At 58.7% G+C, this 16,874-nt stretch carries 15 protein-coding genes; 9 read left to right on the top strand and 6 right to left on the bottom strand.

Annotated elements, in window-relative coordinates; all coding sequences use genetic code 11:
* Positions 1 to 3: 3 nt before the first annotated feature.
* Together WDJ60_RS03830 and WDJ60_RS03825 are read right to left on the bottom strand one after the other, a co-directional pair.
* A complete protein-coding gene (locus tag WDJ60_RS03830) occupies positions 4 to 2,628 on the bottom strand; it encodes a xanthine dehydrogenase family protein molybdopterin-binding subunit (protein ID WP_340098670.1) in 2,625 nt (874 codons plus the stop codon).
* A 3-nt stretch (positions 2,629 to 2,631) separates the two neighbouring features.
* A complete protein-coding gene (locus WDJ60_RS03825) occupies positions 2,632 to 3,177 on the bottom strand; it encodes a (2Fe-2S)-binding protein (RefSeq protein ID WP_340098669.1) in 546 nt (181 codons plus the stop codon).
* 165 nt (positions 3,178 to 3,342) lie between these two features.
* Between WDJ60_RS03825 and kce the strand changes: the two genes are divergently transcribed.
* The gene (gene kce, locus WDJ60_RS03820) at positions 3,343 to 4,287 is read left to right on the top strand and encodes a 3,5-dioxohexanoate:acetyl-CoA acetone transferase (protein ID WP_340098668.1); all 945 of its coding nucleotides are present in this window, start codon (positions 3,343 to 3,345) and stop codon (positions 4,285 to 4,287) included.
* A gap of 26 nt (positions 4,288 to 4,313) precedes the next feature.
* Here the strand turns inward: kce and WDJ60_RS03815 are convergent, their stop codons facing one another.
* Together WDJ60_RS03815 and WDJ60_RS03810 are read right to left on the bottom strand one after the other, a co-directional pair.
* Positions 4,314 to 5,318, bottom strand: coding sequence for an alcohol dehydrogenase (locus WDJ60_RS03815; protein WP_340099045.1), 1,005 nt, complete (start codon positions 5,316 to 5,318; stop codon positions 4,314 to 4,316).
* A 125-nt stretch (positions 5,319 to 5,443) separates the two neighbouring features.
* Positions 5,444 to 5,929 (bottom strand): VOC family protein, encoded by a 486-nt coding sequence (locus tag WDJ60_RS03810; RefSeq protein ID WP_340098667.1) that lies wholly within the window; start codon positions 5,927 to 5,929, stop codon positions 5,444 to 5,446.
* Between the two features lie 224 nt (positions 5,930 to 6,153).
* Between WDJ60_RS03810 and WDJ60_RS03805 the strand changes: the two genes are divergently transcribed.
* The 3 genes from WDJ60_RS03805 to WDJ60_RS03795 all read left to right on the top strand — a co-directional run bounded on the left by WDJ60_RS03805 (position 6,154) and on the right by WDJ60_RS03795 (position 8,631).
* Positions 6,154 to 6,606: a hypothetical protein gene (locus tag WDJ60_RS03805; RefSeq protein WP_340098666.1), complete on the top strand. Its 453-nt coding sequence runs from the start codon at positions 6,154 to 6,156 to the stop codon at positions 6,604 to 6,606.
* A gap of 202 nt (positions 6,607 to 6,808) precedes the next feature.
* The gene (locus WDJ60_RS03800) at positions 6,809 to 7,126 is read left to right on the top strand and encodes a hypothetical protein (RefSeq protein ID WP_340098665.1); all 318 of its coding nucleotides are present in this window, start codon (positions 6,809 to 6,811) and stop codon (positions 7,124 to 7,126) included.
* A 203-nt stretch (positions 7,127 to 7,329) separates the two neighbouring features.
* Entirely contained in the window at positions 7,330 to 8,631 is a 1,302-nt protein-coding gene (locus tag WDJ60_RS03795; RefSeq protein WP_340098664.1) for an RNA-guided endonuclease InsQ/TnpB family protein, read from the top strand.
* An 11-nt stretch (positions 8,632 to 8,642) separates the two neighbouring features.
* Here WDJ60_RS03795 and WDJ60_RS03790 read toward each other — a convergent pair whose 3' ends face one another.
* Positions 8,643 to 8,921, bottom strand: a complete 279-nt coding sequence (locus tag WDJ60_RS03790) for a hypothetical protein (protein ID WP_340098663.1) — start codon at positions 8,919 to 8,921, stop codon at positions 8,643 to 8,645.
* A gap of 111 nt (positions 8,922 to 9,032) precedes the next feature.
* Between WDJ60_RS03790 and WDJ60_RS03785 the strand changes: the two genes are divergently transcribed.
* The 4 genes from WDJ60_RS03785 (at position 9,033) to WDJ60_RS03770 (ending at position 14,016) form a co-directional block, all read left to right on the top strand.
* On the top strand, positions 9,033 to 9,746 hold the full coding sequence (locus WDJ60_RS03785; protein ID WP_340098661.1) for a cyclase family protein: 714 nt from the start codon (positions 9,033 to 9,035) through the stop codon (positions 9,744 to 9,746).
* A gap of 48 nt (positions 9,747 to 9,794) precedes the next feature.
* Positions 9,795 to 11,015 carry an MFS transporter gene (locus tag WDJ60_RS03780; RefSeq protein WP_340098659.1) on the top strand — a complete coding sequence of 407 codons (1,221 nt, stop codon included), beginning with the start codon at positions 9,795 to 9,797 and terminating at the stop codon, positions 11,013 to 11,015.
* A gap of 62 nt (positions 11,016 to 11,077) precedes the next feature.
* Complete coding sequence (locus tag WDJ60_RS03775) at positions 11,078 to 12,292, top strand: molybdopterin molybdotransferase MoeA (RefSeq protein WP_340098657.1); 1,215 nt, start codon at positions 11,078 to 11,080, stop codon at positions 12,290 to 12,292.
* A gap of 98 nt (positions 12,293 to 12,390) precedes the next feature.
* Entirely contained in the window at positions 12,391 to 14,016 is a 1,626-nt protein-coding gene (locus WDJ60_RS03770) for a methyl-accepting chemotaxis protein (protein ID WP_340098655.1), read from the top strand.
* A 55-nt stretch (positions 14,017 to 14,071) separates the two neighbouring features.
* On the opposite strand, the gene pyk is transcribed toward WDJ60_RS03770, so the two are convergent.
* A complete protein-coding gene (gene pyk / locus WDJ60_RS03765) occupies positions 14,072 to 15,811 on the bottom strand; it encodes a pyruvate kinase (protein ID WP_340098653.1) in 1,740 nt (579 codons plus the stop codon).
* A 588-nt stretch (positions 15,812 to 16,399) separates the two neighbouring features.
* Here pyk and tsaA point away from each other — a divergent pair.
* On the top strand, positions 16,400 to 16,867 hold the full coding sequence (gene tsaA, locus WDJ60_RS03760) for a tRNA (N6-threonylcarbamoyladenosine(37)-N6)-methyltransferase TrmO (RefSeq protein ID WP_340098651.1): 468 nt from the start codon (positions 16,400 to 16,402) through the stop codon (positions 16,865 to 16,867).
* Positions 16,868 to 16,874: the final 7 nt, after the last annotated feature.

The following is a 16,874-nucleotide window of genomic DNA, read 5'->3' as shown; positions in this document are numbered from 1 at the left end:
GTATCAGTCGTCAGCCGGACTCGGCGCTTCGGCTGTGTCTTTGACGCGGTCTCGGATGCGGTCCGGGGTCAGCGGCATCTCGTCCATCTTCACGTCGAGCGGCTGGAGTGCGTCGTTGACCGAGGTCGCGATGCTCGCCGGGATGTCCATGATACCCGTCTCGCCGAGACCCTTGGCACCGGACTTCGTGAAGACCGACCAGGTCTCCTGCTTGTCGATGTCCAGTTCCGGGATGTTCGTGATCGACGGCAGCATCATGTCGAAGAACGTCGTCGTCTGTGGCTGCCCGTCCTCAGTGTAGCCGAACTCCTCCTGGAGTGCGGCGCCGACACCCTGTGCGATGCCGCCGTGGAACTGTCCCTCGGCGATCTTGGGGTTGATGATGCGACCGGAGTCACGGACCGAGAGCACCTTCGGAACCTCGATTTCGCCGGTTTCGATGTCGACATCGACGATGACGACGTTGGCAGCGAACGAGACACTCGGGTAGGTCGGCCGCTTGCGGATCATCGCCTCCTCGAACCACTCGCGGTTGTCGTAGGCGACGTCGGGGTACTCGTAGTACGCGTAGGTCTTCAGCTCGGCTTCTGGCTTGAAGAACGAGTCACCCGTCTCCATGTACTTGTCAATCTCCACGAGCTCGGCCAGCGACAGGAAGTCATTTTCGAGGCGCTCTTCGTGGCGCGCGTCGACCGGGTCGATGCCTTCGGTCGATTTCAGCTCCACGCCGCCTTCGGTGTACTCGACGTTTTCGATATCACAGCCGGGGCCCCAGTGCTCGGCGCCCAGTTCTTCTAACTGGCCGCGGAACTTCTCGCCGAGGCCGATCGCTGCGCTGGACATGACCGTCGCCATCCGCGAGGAGGCGCTCCCGACGTCGCTCGCCACGTCGAGGTTGTCCTGCTGCGGGACGAGAACCTGTTCGGGCGTGATGCCCAGTTCGTCCGCGAGCAGCTGAGAGGCGATCGTCTGGTGACCCTGCCCCTGGTCGTCGGAGGAAATCTTGACGACGACCTTGCCGTCGCCGCGGATGTACGCCTCGAGCGGCTCGGGCATCGTCACGACGTCGCTGAAGTCCCGGTTCTCGGGCGTGTAGTACGTCTCGAGTTCGTCACGCGGGACGAACTGACGCGTGTGGTAGTCGTAACAACCCAGGCCTGGTTCGAGGACGAGAGCAGGCTTGGCACCGCGGTAGATACCCTCTTCGCGGAGTTCCTCGATTCGGTCCGGGTCGAGCATCCCGCCGTCCTGTTCTTCTTTGGCCTTCTCCCAGACTCTCTCGATGGTCGCGGAGTAGTCGCCCTCGCCGTAGGTGTTCGCCGACGGCGTCTTGTAGGGCATATCCTCCTCTTCGATGTAGTTTCGCAACCGCACTTCCATCGGGTCCATGTCGAGCGTATCGGCGACCTCGTCGACGAGCATCTCCCAGACGAAACTGTGTGCGGGCGTCCCGAACCCACGGTAGGATGTCTGGGGCATCTTGTTGGTCGTAACGATCTCGTACTCGTACTTTGCGTGCTCGACGTCGTACGGACCGTTGATGATTGCCAGTGGCTTCAGTACCTGGTTGGTACAGATGAACCGCGGGAAGGCACCGAAGTTGTCGGCGAGCCAGAAGTCGTTGGCCAGGAACTCCCCGTCGTCGTTAAACGCCAGTTTGGCTTTGTACGTGCGGTCCGTGGAGGCACTGTCTCCGCCCTGCAGGTCTTCGACGCGGTCTTCGACGTACTTGACCGGTTTGCCGTCGAGAATCTTCGAGGCAGCAGCGGTGAGCACGGCGTGACGGTAGACCGTCGCGTGTTTCGTCCCGTAGCTCCCACCGGCGGTCAGTGGGACCTCGACGCGGACCTCTTCGCGCGGTTCGTCGAGGGCGGCGTAGATCGCCACGTCGGCCCAGGTGTGAAGTTGCTGATTCGACCAGACGTGGAACTTCTCTTCACCGTCTTCGGGGTGCGGGTTGTACTCCGAGACTGCGCCCGGCGTCTCGAGCGGAACGCCGGACGCCCGACTGTTCCATTCGAACTCTTTTTCGATGACGTGGTCGGCCTCCTCGAACATCTTGTCCGGCTCGCCGAGGTCGAAGGTCTCGTCGAACGCGACGTTCGACGGTGCGTTCGGCCCCATCTCGGAGTGGATGACGGTCTCGTCTTCGCGTGCTTCCATCTCGTCGACGACGGGGTCGAGGCGCTCGTAGTCGACGTCGACGAGGTCGATGATGTCCTCGGCGGTGTAGCGGTCCTCCGCGACGACCATTGCAACACACTGGCCCACGTAGGAGACCTTGCCTTCGGCGAGCGGCGGTTCCGCCCACTCCTGAATCCCACAGATCATCGGGGCGAATCCGGCCTCGTAGTAGTCGTCGATCGTTATGACCGCGTGACAGTCCGGATGTTCTTCAGCTTCGCTCGTGTCGATATCGTTGATTCTGGCGTGCGGATGTGGGCTCCGGACGTACGCGGCGTGTCCGGCATTTGGCGGGGTCCGGTCGTGTGTGTACTCCCGGTGGCCCGTCATTATCTGCTGGTCTTCCTTCCGGTCGTACTCGGTACCGACGTACTGGTCGGGCGTCGCCTGCCCCTCCATGTCCGCCTGTACTTCTTCTTTCCTGGTGTCTTCTGCTTGACTCATAATCTAATCATCCCCCATTCCGTGTGCAACCTCTTCGAGTTCACCTGGGGAGTCGATACGCTCTGCAGCGTCTTTGACTGACTTCACGATGTTGACGTAGCCTGTACACCGACAGATGTTCCCCGAGAGCGCTTCTTCGATTTCCTCGTCGCTGGGGTCCGGGTTCTCATCGAGCAGTGACTTCGTTGCCATAATAAAACCGCTCGTACAGAAACCACACTGCAGCCCGTGATTCTCGTGGAATGCCTGCTGAATCGGACCGAGCTCTTCGTCGCTTTCGTTCAGGCCCGTCGACGTCAGAACTTCAGAGTCGTCCGCCTGGACCGCATAGAGCATACACGACTTGACCGTCTTTCCATCGAACTCCACGGTACAGGCACCGCAGGCACCGTGTTCGCAACCGACGCGAACGTCTGTCTTGTCTGCCTCGTAACGGAGGAAGTCCGACAGTTTGGTCCGCGGTTCGATGTCGCGGACGATTTCTTCACCGTTGACTGTTACTGATACTCGTCGTTCAGGTCTGTCCTGATTATTGGGATTACTTGCCATGCTTACAAGCCACACTGGAACAATCATAGCGCGTCGTTTTAGCTTTTTCCCTGTTTGGGCCCGGGCGCGGCGGGGGTATATTTAAGATATACGCCTAGTTTTAATTACCCCATCCCTCTCTGAGATCCCCAAAAAGGTTTTAACCGAATCCCTCCAGATTAGGTTATGCGCGAACTTCCTAGTGGAAACGTCATTATCACCTGTGCAGTGACGGGAGCGATTCATACACCGTCGATGTCACCATATCTCCCAGTAACCCCCGACGAGATTGTCGACGACGCAATCGCCGCCAGTGAGGCTGGCGCAGCAGTCATCCACCTTCACGTCAGAGACCCCGAAACGGGCGAACCGGTGACTGATCTCGACCTGTACGAGGATGTCGCTGCCCGTATCCATCGCGAAACCAATGTCATTATCCAGCCCACGACGGGTGGTGCGCCGACCATGGCTCCCGAGGAGCGCGTTCAGGTTGTCCCGCGACTCGACCCGGAGATGTGTTCCTGTAACATGGGGTCGATTAACTTCGGTCTGTATCCGATGGCGGAGAACATCGACGACTGGGAGTACGACTGGGAACCCGAGTATCTCGAAGGGACGACGACGCTTATTTTCCAGAACACCTTCGAGGACCTGAAGATCATGCTCGGGACGATGGAGGACCACGATGTCGTGCCGAGTCTGGAGTGTTACGACGTCGGCCACCTGTACAACCTTCAGCACTGCGTCGAGCAGGGCTGGATTGAACCGCCGCTTCACCTCGAGTTCGTTCTCGGCATCAACGGCGGTATCGGAGCTGACCCGGACAACCTCTCTCACCTCAAAAGCACCGCTGACTCTCTGTTTGGGGATTCGTACTCGTTTTCGACCATCGGAGCTGGTCGGTCACAGTTCGAGTTGACCACACAGTCGGTCAGCATGGGTGGCCACGCTCGCGTCGGCCTCGAAGACAATCTCTACCTCCGGCGAGGCGAACTGGCCGAGAGCAACGCCGAACAGGTCGAGAAAATAGTCGACCTCGCGTGGGAAGTGAGCGGTCGCGAGCCAGCGAGTCCCGGGGAAGTCCGCGAGTTCCTCGGTCTCAAAGGCGGCGAGGCAACTGCGTTCGATTGAAGCGGTGACAGTCGACCGTCAACTCGCTAGGGGACCAGTACTGCTCGAAATCGTGCTTCGTTGCGCATCATGTGGTCGTAGGCTGCAGCAGCGTCTTCGAGGGGGAACGTCTCGACCATCGGCGTGATATCCCGCAGTGAACTGAATTCGAGTGCGTCCTGTGATTCGCGTGCCGTTCCCGACGAGTGGCCTTTGATCGACCGCTGGTTCTCGATCAGATCGATCACGTCGACTCCGACATCCCCGTCCGGGACGCCCAGCGGAATCAACTGTCCGTGAATTGCCAGCCCCGAGACGACCGATTCGATTGCCTCGCTGTGTGGTGCGGTCGCGATGAGAACTGACGCGCCGCCGAGATGCATCAGTTCCTCGGCCGGATCGGTTACCGTCGAGTCGATGTAGTGGTCTGCTCCGAGCTCGAACGCCACGTCGCGTTTCTCTGTCCCGCGTGAAATCGCGACCGTCTCGAACCCGGCAGCCGCAGCGTACTGGAGACCGAGATGTCCAAGCCCGCCAATCCCCTGTACTGCGACGACATCGCCGGGTTGCACGTTGCTCTTGCGGAGCGCATTGAATGTGCTCACACCGGCACAGAGCAACGGAGCGGCGTCTATAGCATCGAGTTCGCCTGGGATGCGTGCCAGTGCGTGGGTCGGGGCAGTCACGTATTCGGCGTAGCCGCCATCCATGTCGATTCCGGTAACTCGCTCGTGGTCACAGTCGATAAACTCTCCGCGGCGACAGGGCTCACAGGTGAAACAGTGGTCACCGTGCCAGCCGACCCCCACCCGCTGTCCCTCGGACCAGTTCTCGACATCGGCGCCGACCGCGTCGATTCGGCCAGCGATTTCGTGTCCCGGCACTCGCGGATACTGGATTCCCTCCCACGACCCCTCCTTCGTGTACGAATCGCTGTGACAGACGCCACAGGCGTCTACCTCGACTCGAACTTCGGTCGGTCCGACCTCCGGGATTGCTCGGTCGACGACTTCGAATTCGCCCCCTGGTTCTGGTATCTGTACTGCGCGCATGCTATCACTACTCATCTCTACGCCGAGTTCTCTGTCCTCCTGTATAGGATTTGTGTCCGTTCTCTAGAGTAATCCCGGAGAATGCGCGTGGCTTCCGTTCGCGGCAAAAGCGCGTCTACGTGGTGTTACGGAGCCGTATTCTCGAAGTAAAGCCTCGCTTCCGAGGCGTCACCCGTCTGTTCGCGCTGTTCGGACCGTTTGACGATGTTCGTGACGATATCCCGGTCGAGGTCGTCGACGTCGGGATAGTTGACCTCGACGAGGTTCCCCGTTGGGTCGTTGATATAAAACTGGACTGCGCCCTCGGGAAGTTCGTAGACGACTGGTTCCTCGACGTCAGGGTCGAAGTCGGACGCAGCATCACGCTCGACCGCTTGCTGATAGACGCTCTCGAAGTCATCGACGTGCAATCCGACGTGGTAGTAGTCCGCCGCGTCGATGTCCCGCTTGAACAGATGCAGGGTCAGGTCACCACACCGGAGCCACTCGACGGGAACCGAAAACCGCGGTGATGGGACTCGTTCCATTCCGAACAGTTCCTCGTAGAAGGTGGCTGATTCTTCGAGGTCGTCAGCCAGGATGCTGGTGTGGGTAAAACGACTTGTTACCATGTTTCGGACATCGAGTGGGGCAATAAAAGGCTTTACGACGTGTGCGTTCGGCGTCAGGTCGGTCGGTTCACTGCTCTCGATGACTGGTAGATGAGAGCGTTCTCTAGGCGACGGGCAACGTTGTGACCGATACTATTATTATCAGTACTCTGTTTGTGTCTTTCAGACACGGTTGACAGTTGCCCAGCGCTGGGCTAGCTGTTGCCGTCCAGGAAAATACACCTATGATTCAACGAGAACAACTCACACAACTCGGATTAGCAGTCGTGATGTTTCTGATCGGAGCGCTCGTGTACGTCGTTCCAGACTCAAGCGTCGGTATCGCCATACTGGCGCTCGCGCTCGTCCAATTCGTCAGAGTCCAGCGGGCTGAGGGATGGGCCGTCATCGACACCAGCATTGGCGGCTGGTTGGTTATTCTCGGCGTGATGACGCTTATTGCACCCGAATGGGGGATTCCGCTCCTCCTCATTACAGGCGGCATTCAGATCGTTCGGGCCCTCGACGATCTGGGCATGGCAATCAACCTGGCGTTGGTCGCTGCCGTTGCCTACAGTCGCAGTGCTCCCCTCTGGTCGGTCGGTCTCCTGCTCGTGGTTGCGGTCGGGAAAGTCCTGTTCCTGCTTCGGGACTATCTCAACCAGGGGACCGGCGGTAGCCAGACACAGGCTGTGTAATACCGACTGCAGTCTCTCCTCTTGATCAATCTCTCTCGGGCCAGAGAGTCGGCCGACCGCATGAGCGGAATCTGGGACGAACGGCAGACTGCACTCGGCGAGTGAGCTGATTGCGGAACCCAACTCGTCTGTCCCACCCTAACTGTTTCCTTGTTGCAGAGAAGTCGCTATCCCTAAGTGGAACGGCATCATACCTACTACTGTGCCATTGTGTGATCGTTGCGACGACGAAATCCCCATCTCCGCTACCGACGTGTCTGAACTCTCCGATGACGCGAATCTCACCAAAGAACTTCTCCGGAAGATCCACCAGCCATCCGACGAGCCGTTTACGATAATCGAGGGGACGTTCGCGGTGTGGAACGAGGAGTTCGATATCGAACAGCGGGGGGCGTTCCCCCTGTTACTCTGTCGGGACTGCACGTCGGAGTTCGTCGACTGGGTACAGAATCCGGCTGTCACGCCGACCGAGCAGGAGACACACGACCACTCTATCACGTGGTCGTATACGGAAAACTAACAGACTGCGGCTGGGTCAGGGGGCGTCTGACTGGGTGCAGAAACGGGCCGTCTGCTCCACGCGGAGGCTGGCAGTTGGTTGCCAGAATGAGGCGAGAATGCCCTTTCCTCAAGGAGCGAGTATTGCGAGTGAGTAGGGAGGAGATGAATCGCCGCATTAGATACAAACCATTAAGTAAACATATCAACAATCAATAGACAGCGATGGAGTACAGTCACCGTTACCCTGCATACCCGACACAAGAGGTAGCGGCTGAACTGGAACATCATATCGACATTCATCGCCAAGCGTACAACTACACTCTGTACGAATACGAGAACGTGGATGCCGACGACATCGGCTCCGCGTACAAACACCACTACCGACTTCCCGATTGGAAAGACGAGTTCTCCGTCTTCTCGGAGGTCAACTCGAAGGCTTTGCAACGAACCGTCACGCGGTTCTACCAGAACCTCGACGGACTCTCCGAACAGAAAGAGAACGGTCGAACGGTCGGGAAACTCAATTGGAAGTCACCGAGAGAGTTCCAGAGTATGACGTTTTCGCAGTCCGGCTTCGAACTCAAAAACACGAGTGGCCGCAACGCGACACTCTGGCTCTCCAAAATCGGAGACATCCCTATTCGCTATCACCGGGAGATCCCTGACGAAGCGGATATCAAAGAAGTCACGGTCAAGAAGGAGACAACCGGTGACTGGTTCGTCTCCTTCGGCCTCGAAACCGACGAGGCTGACCTCCCCGAAAAGCCCGACGTGGATTCACTGGACATGAACAATAGTGTCGGGATTGACCTCGGCATCCTGAACTACATCCACACCTCGAACGGTAAAACCGTGGACTGGCTCGACCTCGAAGACGAATACGAGCGTCTGCGCCGTGAACAACGCAAGTTGTCGCACAAGGAGCAAGGGTCGAATAACTACGAGAAACAACGCCGGGAAGTGGCGAAGGTCAAGCGTCACATCCGGCGGAAGGTGCTGGACTACCAGCACAAGATTACGACATGGCTTGTCCGCGAATACGACGCCGTATTCGTCGAGGACTTGAACGTGAAGGGGATGCTGAAACAGTCGCATAATGCTCAGAACAAGCAGGATGCGGCGTGGCGACAGTTCATCACCCTTCTCGAATACAAGGCTGACCTGTATGGCTGTCACGTCAAGCAGGTTGAAGCACGAGGTACGACGACGGAATGTGCGTCGTGCGGTGTGGAGACTGCGAAGCCGATTTGGGTCAGGGAACACTCTTGCCCAAGTTGTGGGTTCGAGTGTGACCGGGATGCGAATGCGGTCGTCAGACTGCGTCTGACGGGCAGCAAAATCGCGTTCGATTTTGCGACGGCGATGAACGTACTGCAACGCGGTTTTTCTGAACTAGGGCTGGAATGGCCCGAATCCACGCCTGTGGAGACTGCGCTCCCTACGGACACCACTTCGGTGTCTGCAAAGCGCGTCATCGAAACAGGAAGCACCACCCTCAACGAAGCCACAACAGTGGCTGAGTAGGGTGGGGTAGTTCACTCCTCGCTTTCCGCCTCTGTTTCCTCGTCGTCGTCGAAGTAGTGATAGAACACTTCGAGAACCGGGGACATCATTCCGCCACCACTACTGCGCTCGACGGCCGCTTTGGTACAGATTCGGTCCCACTTGTCTTCATCAGCGGCCGAACAGAGTTCGTCGACTTCGATAGTCGCGTGTGGCCCGGGAATGGCATTGGGATGGGCCGATGGGTCGTCGGGACGTTCTCGTCGGACGTGTTCGATCGGGTCTCTGCAGATGGGACATCTACGTGCCATGGTTCAGTGACGAGTTTGACTGGCCCACATATATAATATAGGCTTCCCACGGCGGACAGTCCACGTTGCATAGAGGGCAAATGATAACTATCCCCGCATCGATGAGCCAATATGGCTCGATTAGTCGACCTCAGCCAGGAGATTTATCACAAGCATCCACTCCACAACTTGCACCCTCCGACGGCCATCTGGACACACCACACGTACGACGAGGCAGAGCAGATATTCCGGCGGGCGCTCGACGGCGAGGACCCGCCGTTCATCTACACTACCAAAACGATCCAGTTCTGTGACCACGGACCGACACACGCCGATTCGTTCGCCCACTACGGTCCGGGTGGAGCGACCATCGACGAGATGTCCCTCGAGTACTTTTACGGGCCGGGAAAGGCCATCGCAGTCACGAAGTACGACGGTAGTGAAGACACGTACATCGAACCAGAAGATCTCGAAGAAGCGTGCGAGGAGGCCAACGTCACCATCGAGGATGACGACATCGTACTCATTCACACCGGTCACTACAACGAAACGTACCCCGACACGGAGTACGTCACTGATTACGTCGGGCTGTCGGCCGAGGCGACCGAGTGGCTCATCGACCAGGGCGTCAAGACGTTCGGTGTCGACGCTCCCGGACCGGAAAATTCCGACGACGTAACTATGCCATGCCATCAGGTCTGTCGCGACCACGAGGTTCCACACATCGAGAACCTCAAGAATATCGAGAAACTCGTCGGGAAGGAGTACACCTTTTCCGGATTCCCACTGAACATCCGTGACGGGTCCGGTGGTCCGATGCGTGCGGTCGGGATACTCGACGAGTAGCGATTCACAGACCAAAAAACAAATACAGTTGGTAAGTGGGTACATGTCATGGACAGCAACGAGCAGTCAATCGTCAGTCTGGCGATGGTTGGACACGCACTCGTCCACACGTACGAACTCTCGATTCCGGTCCTGATTCCGCTCTGGCTCGACCAGTTCGGTATCACGCCGTCGACGATGGGCATCGTCGTCGGTGTTGGCTACGCGATGTTCGGGTTCGGTTCCATCCCAGCAGGGATACTCGCAGATTTTTACGAGTCAAAGAAGCTCATCGCACTCTGTCTCTTCGGAATGAGCGTCTCGTTTCTCGCCGTGAGCAGTGCCCCGACGATACTGGTTCTCGCACTTGCGCTCTTTGTCTGGGGCGTCACTGCCAGCATCTACCATCCCGCGGGTCTCTCGATTCTCAGCAGAGATGTTACCTCCCGCGGTCGCGCACTGGGGTATCACGGTATCGCCGGCAATATCGGCGTCGCAATCGGGCCCCTGGTGACCATTCTGCTGTTGTTAGTCTTCGACTGGCGAATCGCGACAGTCGGTCTCGCACTTCCCGGACTACTCATCGCCCCGCTCGTCTGGCGCATGGATATCACTGAATCGACGACCACTCCCGGTGGCACTGACGAGAGTACCGTCGCGACTGACGGCGGATTCTCGTGGCGGTCGTTCCTTGTGCTGACGCGGACGACGTTTAGCGGACTGTTCGTCGTCGTGTTCGCCATCGTCATCTTCGAGGGACTCTACTATCGTGGCGCACTGACGTTCCTGCCGGACATGCTCGGCGGGTTCGCGACGTTTGGTGCAATCGGTTTCTTCGGTCGGCCCATCGAACCATCGCGATATCTCTACGTCGGCTTACTCATCGTCGGCATCGGTGGGCAGTATTTCGGCGGGTGGCTGTCCGACCAGATGAAACCGGTCCTCGGCGTCGCGCTGGCGTTCGCTGCGCTCGGGCTTATCGCCCTGTTGTTTATTCCAGCAGCATCTGCGGGGCTCGTTCCACTCCTGCTCGTAAGCGCCTTGCTCGGCTTCGTCGTCTTCGGCGAACAACCGCTCCTGCAGGCCGCTGTTGCCGAACACTCGACGGCTGATACGCGCGGCATCTCGTATGGCTACATGTACGCTGGCGTGTTCGGCGTCGGTGCCGGTGGGGCAGCCATTACGGGATTCTTGCTGACCTACGCGTCCAGTGACGCACTGTTTGGTTTTCTCGCTCTCATCGCAACTCTCGCCACCGCCACGGCGATCGCTGTTCACCGCTACTCTTGAGAACCGACGGAAAAACGGACCGTTGCAAATCCTTTTTGAGACTACTGGTTCTTTGGTTTCGTATGGCTCACAACCACGACGATATGATGTGGCGAACTGACGCGGTCGAATCAGTTCTCGACCTCCGTCGGTCCGCTCTCGCAGAGCAACCGACCGAGTTAGTCACGCTGGACCGAGTGGCTGAACGAGTGCTCGCCGAGGACATCGTCGCTGACCGGGATGTCCCTGCGTACGACCACGCAACGATGGACGGGTACGCCTTCGACGCCACGGACGATTATCCGCTAACAGTCGTCGACGGCGAAGTGTACCCCGAAGACGAACCGCCGTCGATAGGCGACGGAGAGGCCGTCGAAATTGCCACCGGTGCCAGCTTGCCGCCCGAAGCCAACGCTGTTCTCAAACGCGAAGAGGCCGAGGTCGACGGTGGCCAGCTTTCCGGTGTGGATATCGATCCCGGCACCTACACGTACGAACGCGGCAGCAACGTCACTGCCGGCGAACGTCTGTTCGACCAGAGGACGCGTCTCTCCGCGAAAGACGCAATCCTGCTCGGCGACCTCGACAAAGAGGCCGTCGACGTCGTGGAGCAGTTTACCGTCGGGATCCTCGCAACGGGGACCGAGATTCACGAGGGGCGTCAGCAGGACCTCGATTCTGACATGCTCGCGAACCTCGTCCGCTCCTGGGGCCACGATGCGTCATACGAGGGGTCGGTTCCGGACGAATACGACCGGGTCAAATCGGCTATCGAGGACGTTGCCGAGCAGTACGATGTCGTTCTCACGACGGGTGGCACGAGCGTGGGACACAAAGACCACGTAATTCGTGCACTCGACGACCTGGGGCAGGTCCACTTCCATCGTATTCGGATTCGTCCCGGGAAGCCTATCGCGGCTGCCACTCTGGAAGATGCAGACGCGACTGTGTTCGCGATTCCGGGAAAGCCGCTCGGTGCGTACACTATCTCGACGTTCGTTATGCGCCCGTTCTTCACCGGCCGGACGGACCTTCCATCGGTCGACGCGACGCTTACCCACGACGTGGAACTGGGTCTCGACGGCTTCGAGTACATGATTCCGGTTACGCTCAGTGATGGGGAAGCAACCCCCATGGGACACGTCGCGTCCCCGCTCGAAATCTACGAGCGGAAATTCGACGCGAGTGTCATCTCCTCGAGTACACGCGCGACCCGCGCAGACGGAGCCGTGGTGACCCAGTCGGCGCTATCTGCTCAGGAGACAGTCAGTGTCGTTCCCTACGCTGCGCTCGAATAATCACGTCACGAAGATCGAAGATGGCCACAGAGAGAACGCCGGTCTGTCTCTCTTTGTCTGGCAAAAGTATTTACATCCCATGTGAGATATCGCCATACATGCTCTCTCCAGAGTTGCTTGCGAACTACCTTTCCACGGAAGCAGCGGACTCGTCGACAGAGTCGACGAAGAACAACCAGACTGCTGTGCAGAAGCTGACTGATGGGGGAGAAAGCCGTTCGATGGGCTCAGAATCGACAGCAGAGCCCCAGCCCCCGGACAGTATGACGGAGGCGTTCGACATTCACGTTCTGTTAGATCGGCTCCCGATGCCGGTGTTCGCCCTCGACGCCGACCACACAGTCGTTGCATGGAACAAAGGAATGGAGGCGCTGTACGGCCGCTCCCGGCAAGAGGAACTCGGGAGTGACGACTACGTGGGGCGCGACGAGAACGGGAACAAGGTGATGACGCTAGCCGACAAGGTTCTCGACGCGACCGACGAAACCAGCGATACGCAGGCCGCCGAGAATATCGATAACTTCGAGAAGCAAACGTCCAGATACTGCGACCACGACGTGTATACGGGGCGAGCGACGATCAAGACCGCCAGCGGTGAGCCCCGCCACTTCCAGTTGACTGCAGTTCCGGTGGTAAAGGACGGGGAGACGCTGGGGGCGATTCAGCATTTCGAGGACCGAACAGACATCGTGCGGAGCCAGGAGACCACCGAGAACGCCGTCGAAAAGGTGACGGCAACACTGGAAGCTATCGGAGAGGGTGACCTCGGTGCCAGGACCGAACTGGATAGAGACGAAAAGCGCCAGATGGACGACTACCTGCTCGAAGTCATCGAAGGCGTCAACGAAAACGCTGCAGCACTCGAATCGGTCGTAAACGAGGTGCGTGACGCGACCACGGAACTGGCCGAGGCGGCCGACGAGACTGCATCGTTTGCGGAACAGATCGAGGAGAATGTCATCGAACAGAACACCACGCTCGGAGAGGCTGTCGAGGAGATGAACGAGTTCAGCGCGACAATGGAAGAAGTCGCTGCGAACGCGGATTCAGTGGCAGACCAGGCGGAAAACGCCCAAGAGGCGGCCGAGACGGGGAAAGGGGCGAGCGAGCAGGCACGCGAAGCCATCGGCAAAGTCACCGAACAGGGTGACGAACTGTTCTCATCTATGCAGGCACTGGAAGCACAGATGAAAGAGGTCGACGAGGTCGTCGACGTCATCAACCAGATTGCCGAACAGACCAACATTCTCGCACTCAACGCGAACATCGAGGCCGCACGCGTTGGACAAGGGAGCGAGGGATTCGCTGTCGTCGCTGACGAGATCAAGACGCTCGCGGAAGAGACGAAGTCACGGACCGACGAGATCTCTGACCACATTTCGGACATTCAAGAACGGACCCAGGAGACGATGTCTGTCGTCGAGGAGACGAACCACCAGATCGACCAGAGCGTCGACCCCGTCGAAAACGCACTGAATGCGCTTGAAGAGAACGCGACTGCCGTCGAGGAAATCTCTACGAATATTCAGGAACTCGCCAAGGCGAACGATGACCAGGCGGCGACCGCCGAAGAAGTCGCTGCAGCGATCGACCAGGTCATGGAACAGGCCGAGTCTGTCGAATCTACGACCGATGAGATAACAGACATCGCCTACACACAACGGCAGACTGTCGATCATCTCACTGGTCAGGTCGATCGGATTAGCTCCGGAACAAAGACATAACAGGCCTGTTTTGATTGAACTGAGCGCTTCGTGTGTCCGCTCACGCGACAGCTAGTCACGCTCTCCTATCCGTCTCGTAGACGACACCACGTTCGGCATCTAGTGTGACTACGGTACCGGCGGGAATGTCCGATGGGAGGTCGGCGTCGGCAATCATTGGCACAGATAACTCGCGTGCGACAATAGCAGCGTACCCCGTCACGCTGCCGTGCGTATCGATGATGCCGCCGATACGTTCGAGGTCGCCCTCGAATCCCTCTTCAAACGCTTCGGGAACAACAAGGATGGCTCCGTCAGGGACGGCTGTGAAGTCGCCGTCGGTAATGTAGGCGAGTGGGCCCGAGACGAGTCCCTCGACGATGGACCTGCCGGAGGCGAGTGTTTCAGCCGCCACGTGAACTTTCAGCATGTTCGAGGTGTCTAAGTCCTCGAACTCAGTCATCATGCCCGCAAGAATGACCACTGTGTCTCCCGGCGAGACGACCCCGATATCGATTGCGGTCTGAACCGCAGTCTGAACGACGGTATCGGTATTCTCCGCGTCATACAGCACCGACTCCGCTGTGATTCCCCACGAGAGGCGTAGCTGGTTACGCGTCTGCTCGTTCGGTGTCACCGCGACGATTGGCATATCTGGCCGATATTTCGCCGCTTTCAGTGCTGTGTACCCAGATTCACTGACCGTGATGACGGCGCTGGCATCGATATCTCGCGCCAGATACCGGGCTGACCGCGCGAGCGCATCCGTCTTTGTCTCGCCAGCGGCCGGAACGCGCTGTTCGCGGCTTGTCGTGTACTCGCCGCTCCCCTCCACGTCTCGGATGATACTGTCCATCGTCTCGACGACCTGCGCGGGGTGGTCGCCGATAGCAGTTTCGCCAGAGAGCATCAGCGCGTCAGTGCCGTCGAGGACGGCGTTGGCCACGTCAGAGGCCTCAGCGCGTGTGGGTCGTCGCTCGTGAACCATCGAGTCGAGCATCTCGGTCGCGGTAATAACCGGGACACTGGCTTCGTGACACGACCGGATGATGCGTTTCTGCACGATTGGGACCTCCTCCATTGGACACTCGACACCGAGGTCTCCTCGGGCCACCATGACTCCATAGGCCGCATCGATGATCGAGTCGAGGTTCTGGACAGCATCCGCACGCTCGATTTTGGCGACAATCGGGATATCGCCGCCCAGTCTGTCGATATACTCGCTTATCTCGTAGATATCCTCACCGGAACGGATGAAGCTCGCGGCGACGAAATCGACACCCTTCGAGACGGCGACTTCGAGTTCGCGTCGGTCCCGTGCAGTGATGACAGGAAGGTCGAGGTCGACGCCCGGAACGTTGACGCCCTTTCGAGAGCCGAGGTCGCCTCCGCTTTCGACTCGTGCCCTGACAGTGGGCCCGTCGACTTCCTCGACGACCGTTTCGATGCGACCGTCGTCGAGGAGCACGCGATCACCCGGTTCGACAGCGGTAATGGATTCGGTGAGACCGATCTCGTCCGGTGACAGTGTCTCCTCCTGGACGAACCGGACACGTGACCCCGCCTCGAGTGCGACCGATTCATCTCCGTTCGCTGTTCGAATCTCCGGCCCCGGGAGGTCGTGTAGTATCGGTATCGACTTCGCCCGAACGCCACCGACTTCGCGGACGCGGTCGACGAGTGCCGCCCGGTCCGACGGTGTCCCGTGACTCCCGTTCATCCGGACGATGTCCATACCGCTTTCCGCGAGGGCTCGAAGTCTGTCGGGCGACCGAGAGCTCGGTCCGATTGTACAGACGATCTTTGCGTTTCGCATGGATAGTTTTCCGTTGTTGGTGGTCGATGACCTGCCAGCAATACGCTTCATCGGCGAGCCAGATGAATATAACGTTTCCACTAGTCAGGTAGAGCTGACGCTAAGACCGATTCGGTGATCGACCGGCCAGTACACACGTTCGACTGTGTGCACGTCTCTCGGGTCGGCGAAAAAGGAAGAGTAGGGACGGTACGTGAGGGAGAGTCGCTACGTCGGACTGACAACCGGTAATACAGGTGACTAATGCTATACCGTGCCAACGTAGCGACCAGATGTACTATATCCACGATAATAAATCTACTAGACGACTCCCCGGAGAGTACTGTTTCGAGAACGTTGCTGGGGCCAGCGAACAAGGCGCAGACTCCGTCCGAATCTCGCTCGGGAGATTACTGCGACCAGGACACTATCGCCGTCGACCGTCTCGGTTCGGTCAGCGCTCGCTATTCGAGTCGGTGGTCTCCGGTTGTCTCGGAACTGAAATCTGAGACATCGTGATTATCGGTCGCCCGAGAGACTGCCTGGGATACGTTTTTCCCCCACAATTGCGCCATCAGATACACGTCGGTGGTTCCCGTACGCCCCTGTATGGACGAGTCAGTCTGCTACTCCCCGATCGGAACGATTCACTCACCGTTTGAGTCGCCGGAGGACGTTCCAAAGTCCGCTGATAGTACCGTCGACGCCACGGGAACCGTTGAGGTCGACGAGGATTACGCCGAAGGCCTCGAACATATCGACGGGTTCTCGCATATCGTCCTCGTGACGCATCTCCACGAGGTCGACCAGTCGACAATGCGGTGTGACCCACCGTTTGCCGATATCAGTCCGGGCATCTTCGCCACCCGGGGACCGCGTCGGCCGAATCCTATCGGACTCTCTATCGTTCGACTGGCTGGGCGGGACGGAGCGACACTCTCGGTCGACGGCCTCGATCTCGTCGACGGGACGCCGGTCCTCGATATCAAGCCGTTTGCACCGAAAGCTGAGGAACTCGCCGACATCCGTGGCGGATGGATCGAAGCGGCCACCGACCAGGAATTTCCGCCGCTCTAACTTTCAC

The sequence above is a fragment of the Salinibaculum salinum genome (assembly GCF_037645885.1).
Lineage (GTDB): Archaea > Halobacteriota > Halobacteria > Halobacteriales > Haloarculaceae > Salinibaculum > Salinibaculum salinum.
Note: the sequence above shows the minus strand (reverse complement) of the source record. Positions and strands in the feature narration are given on the sequence as shown.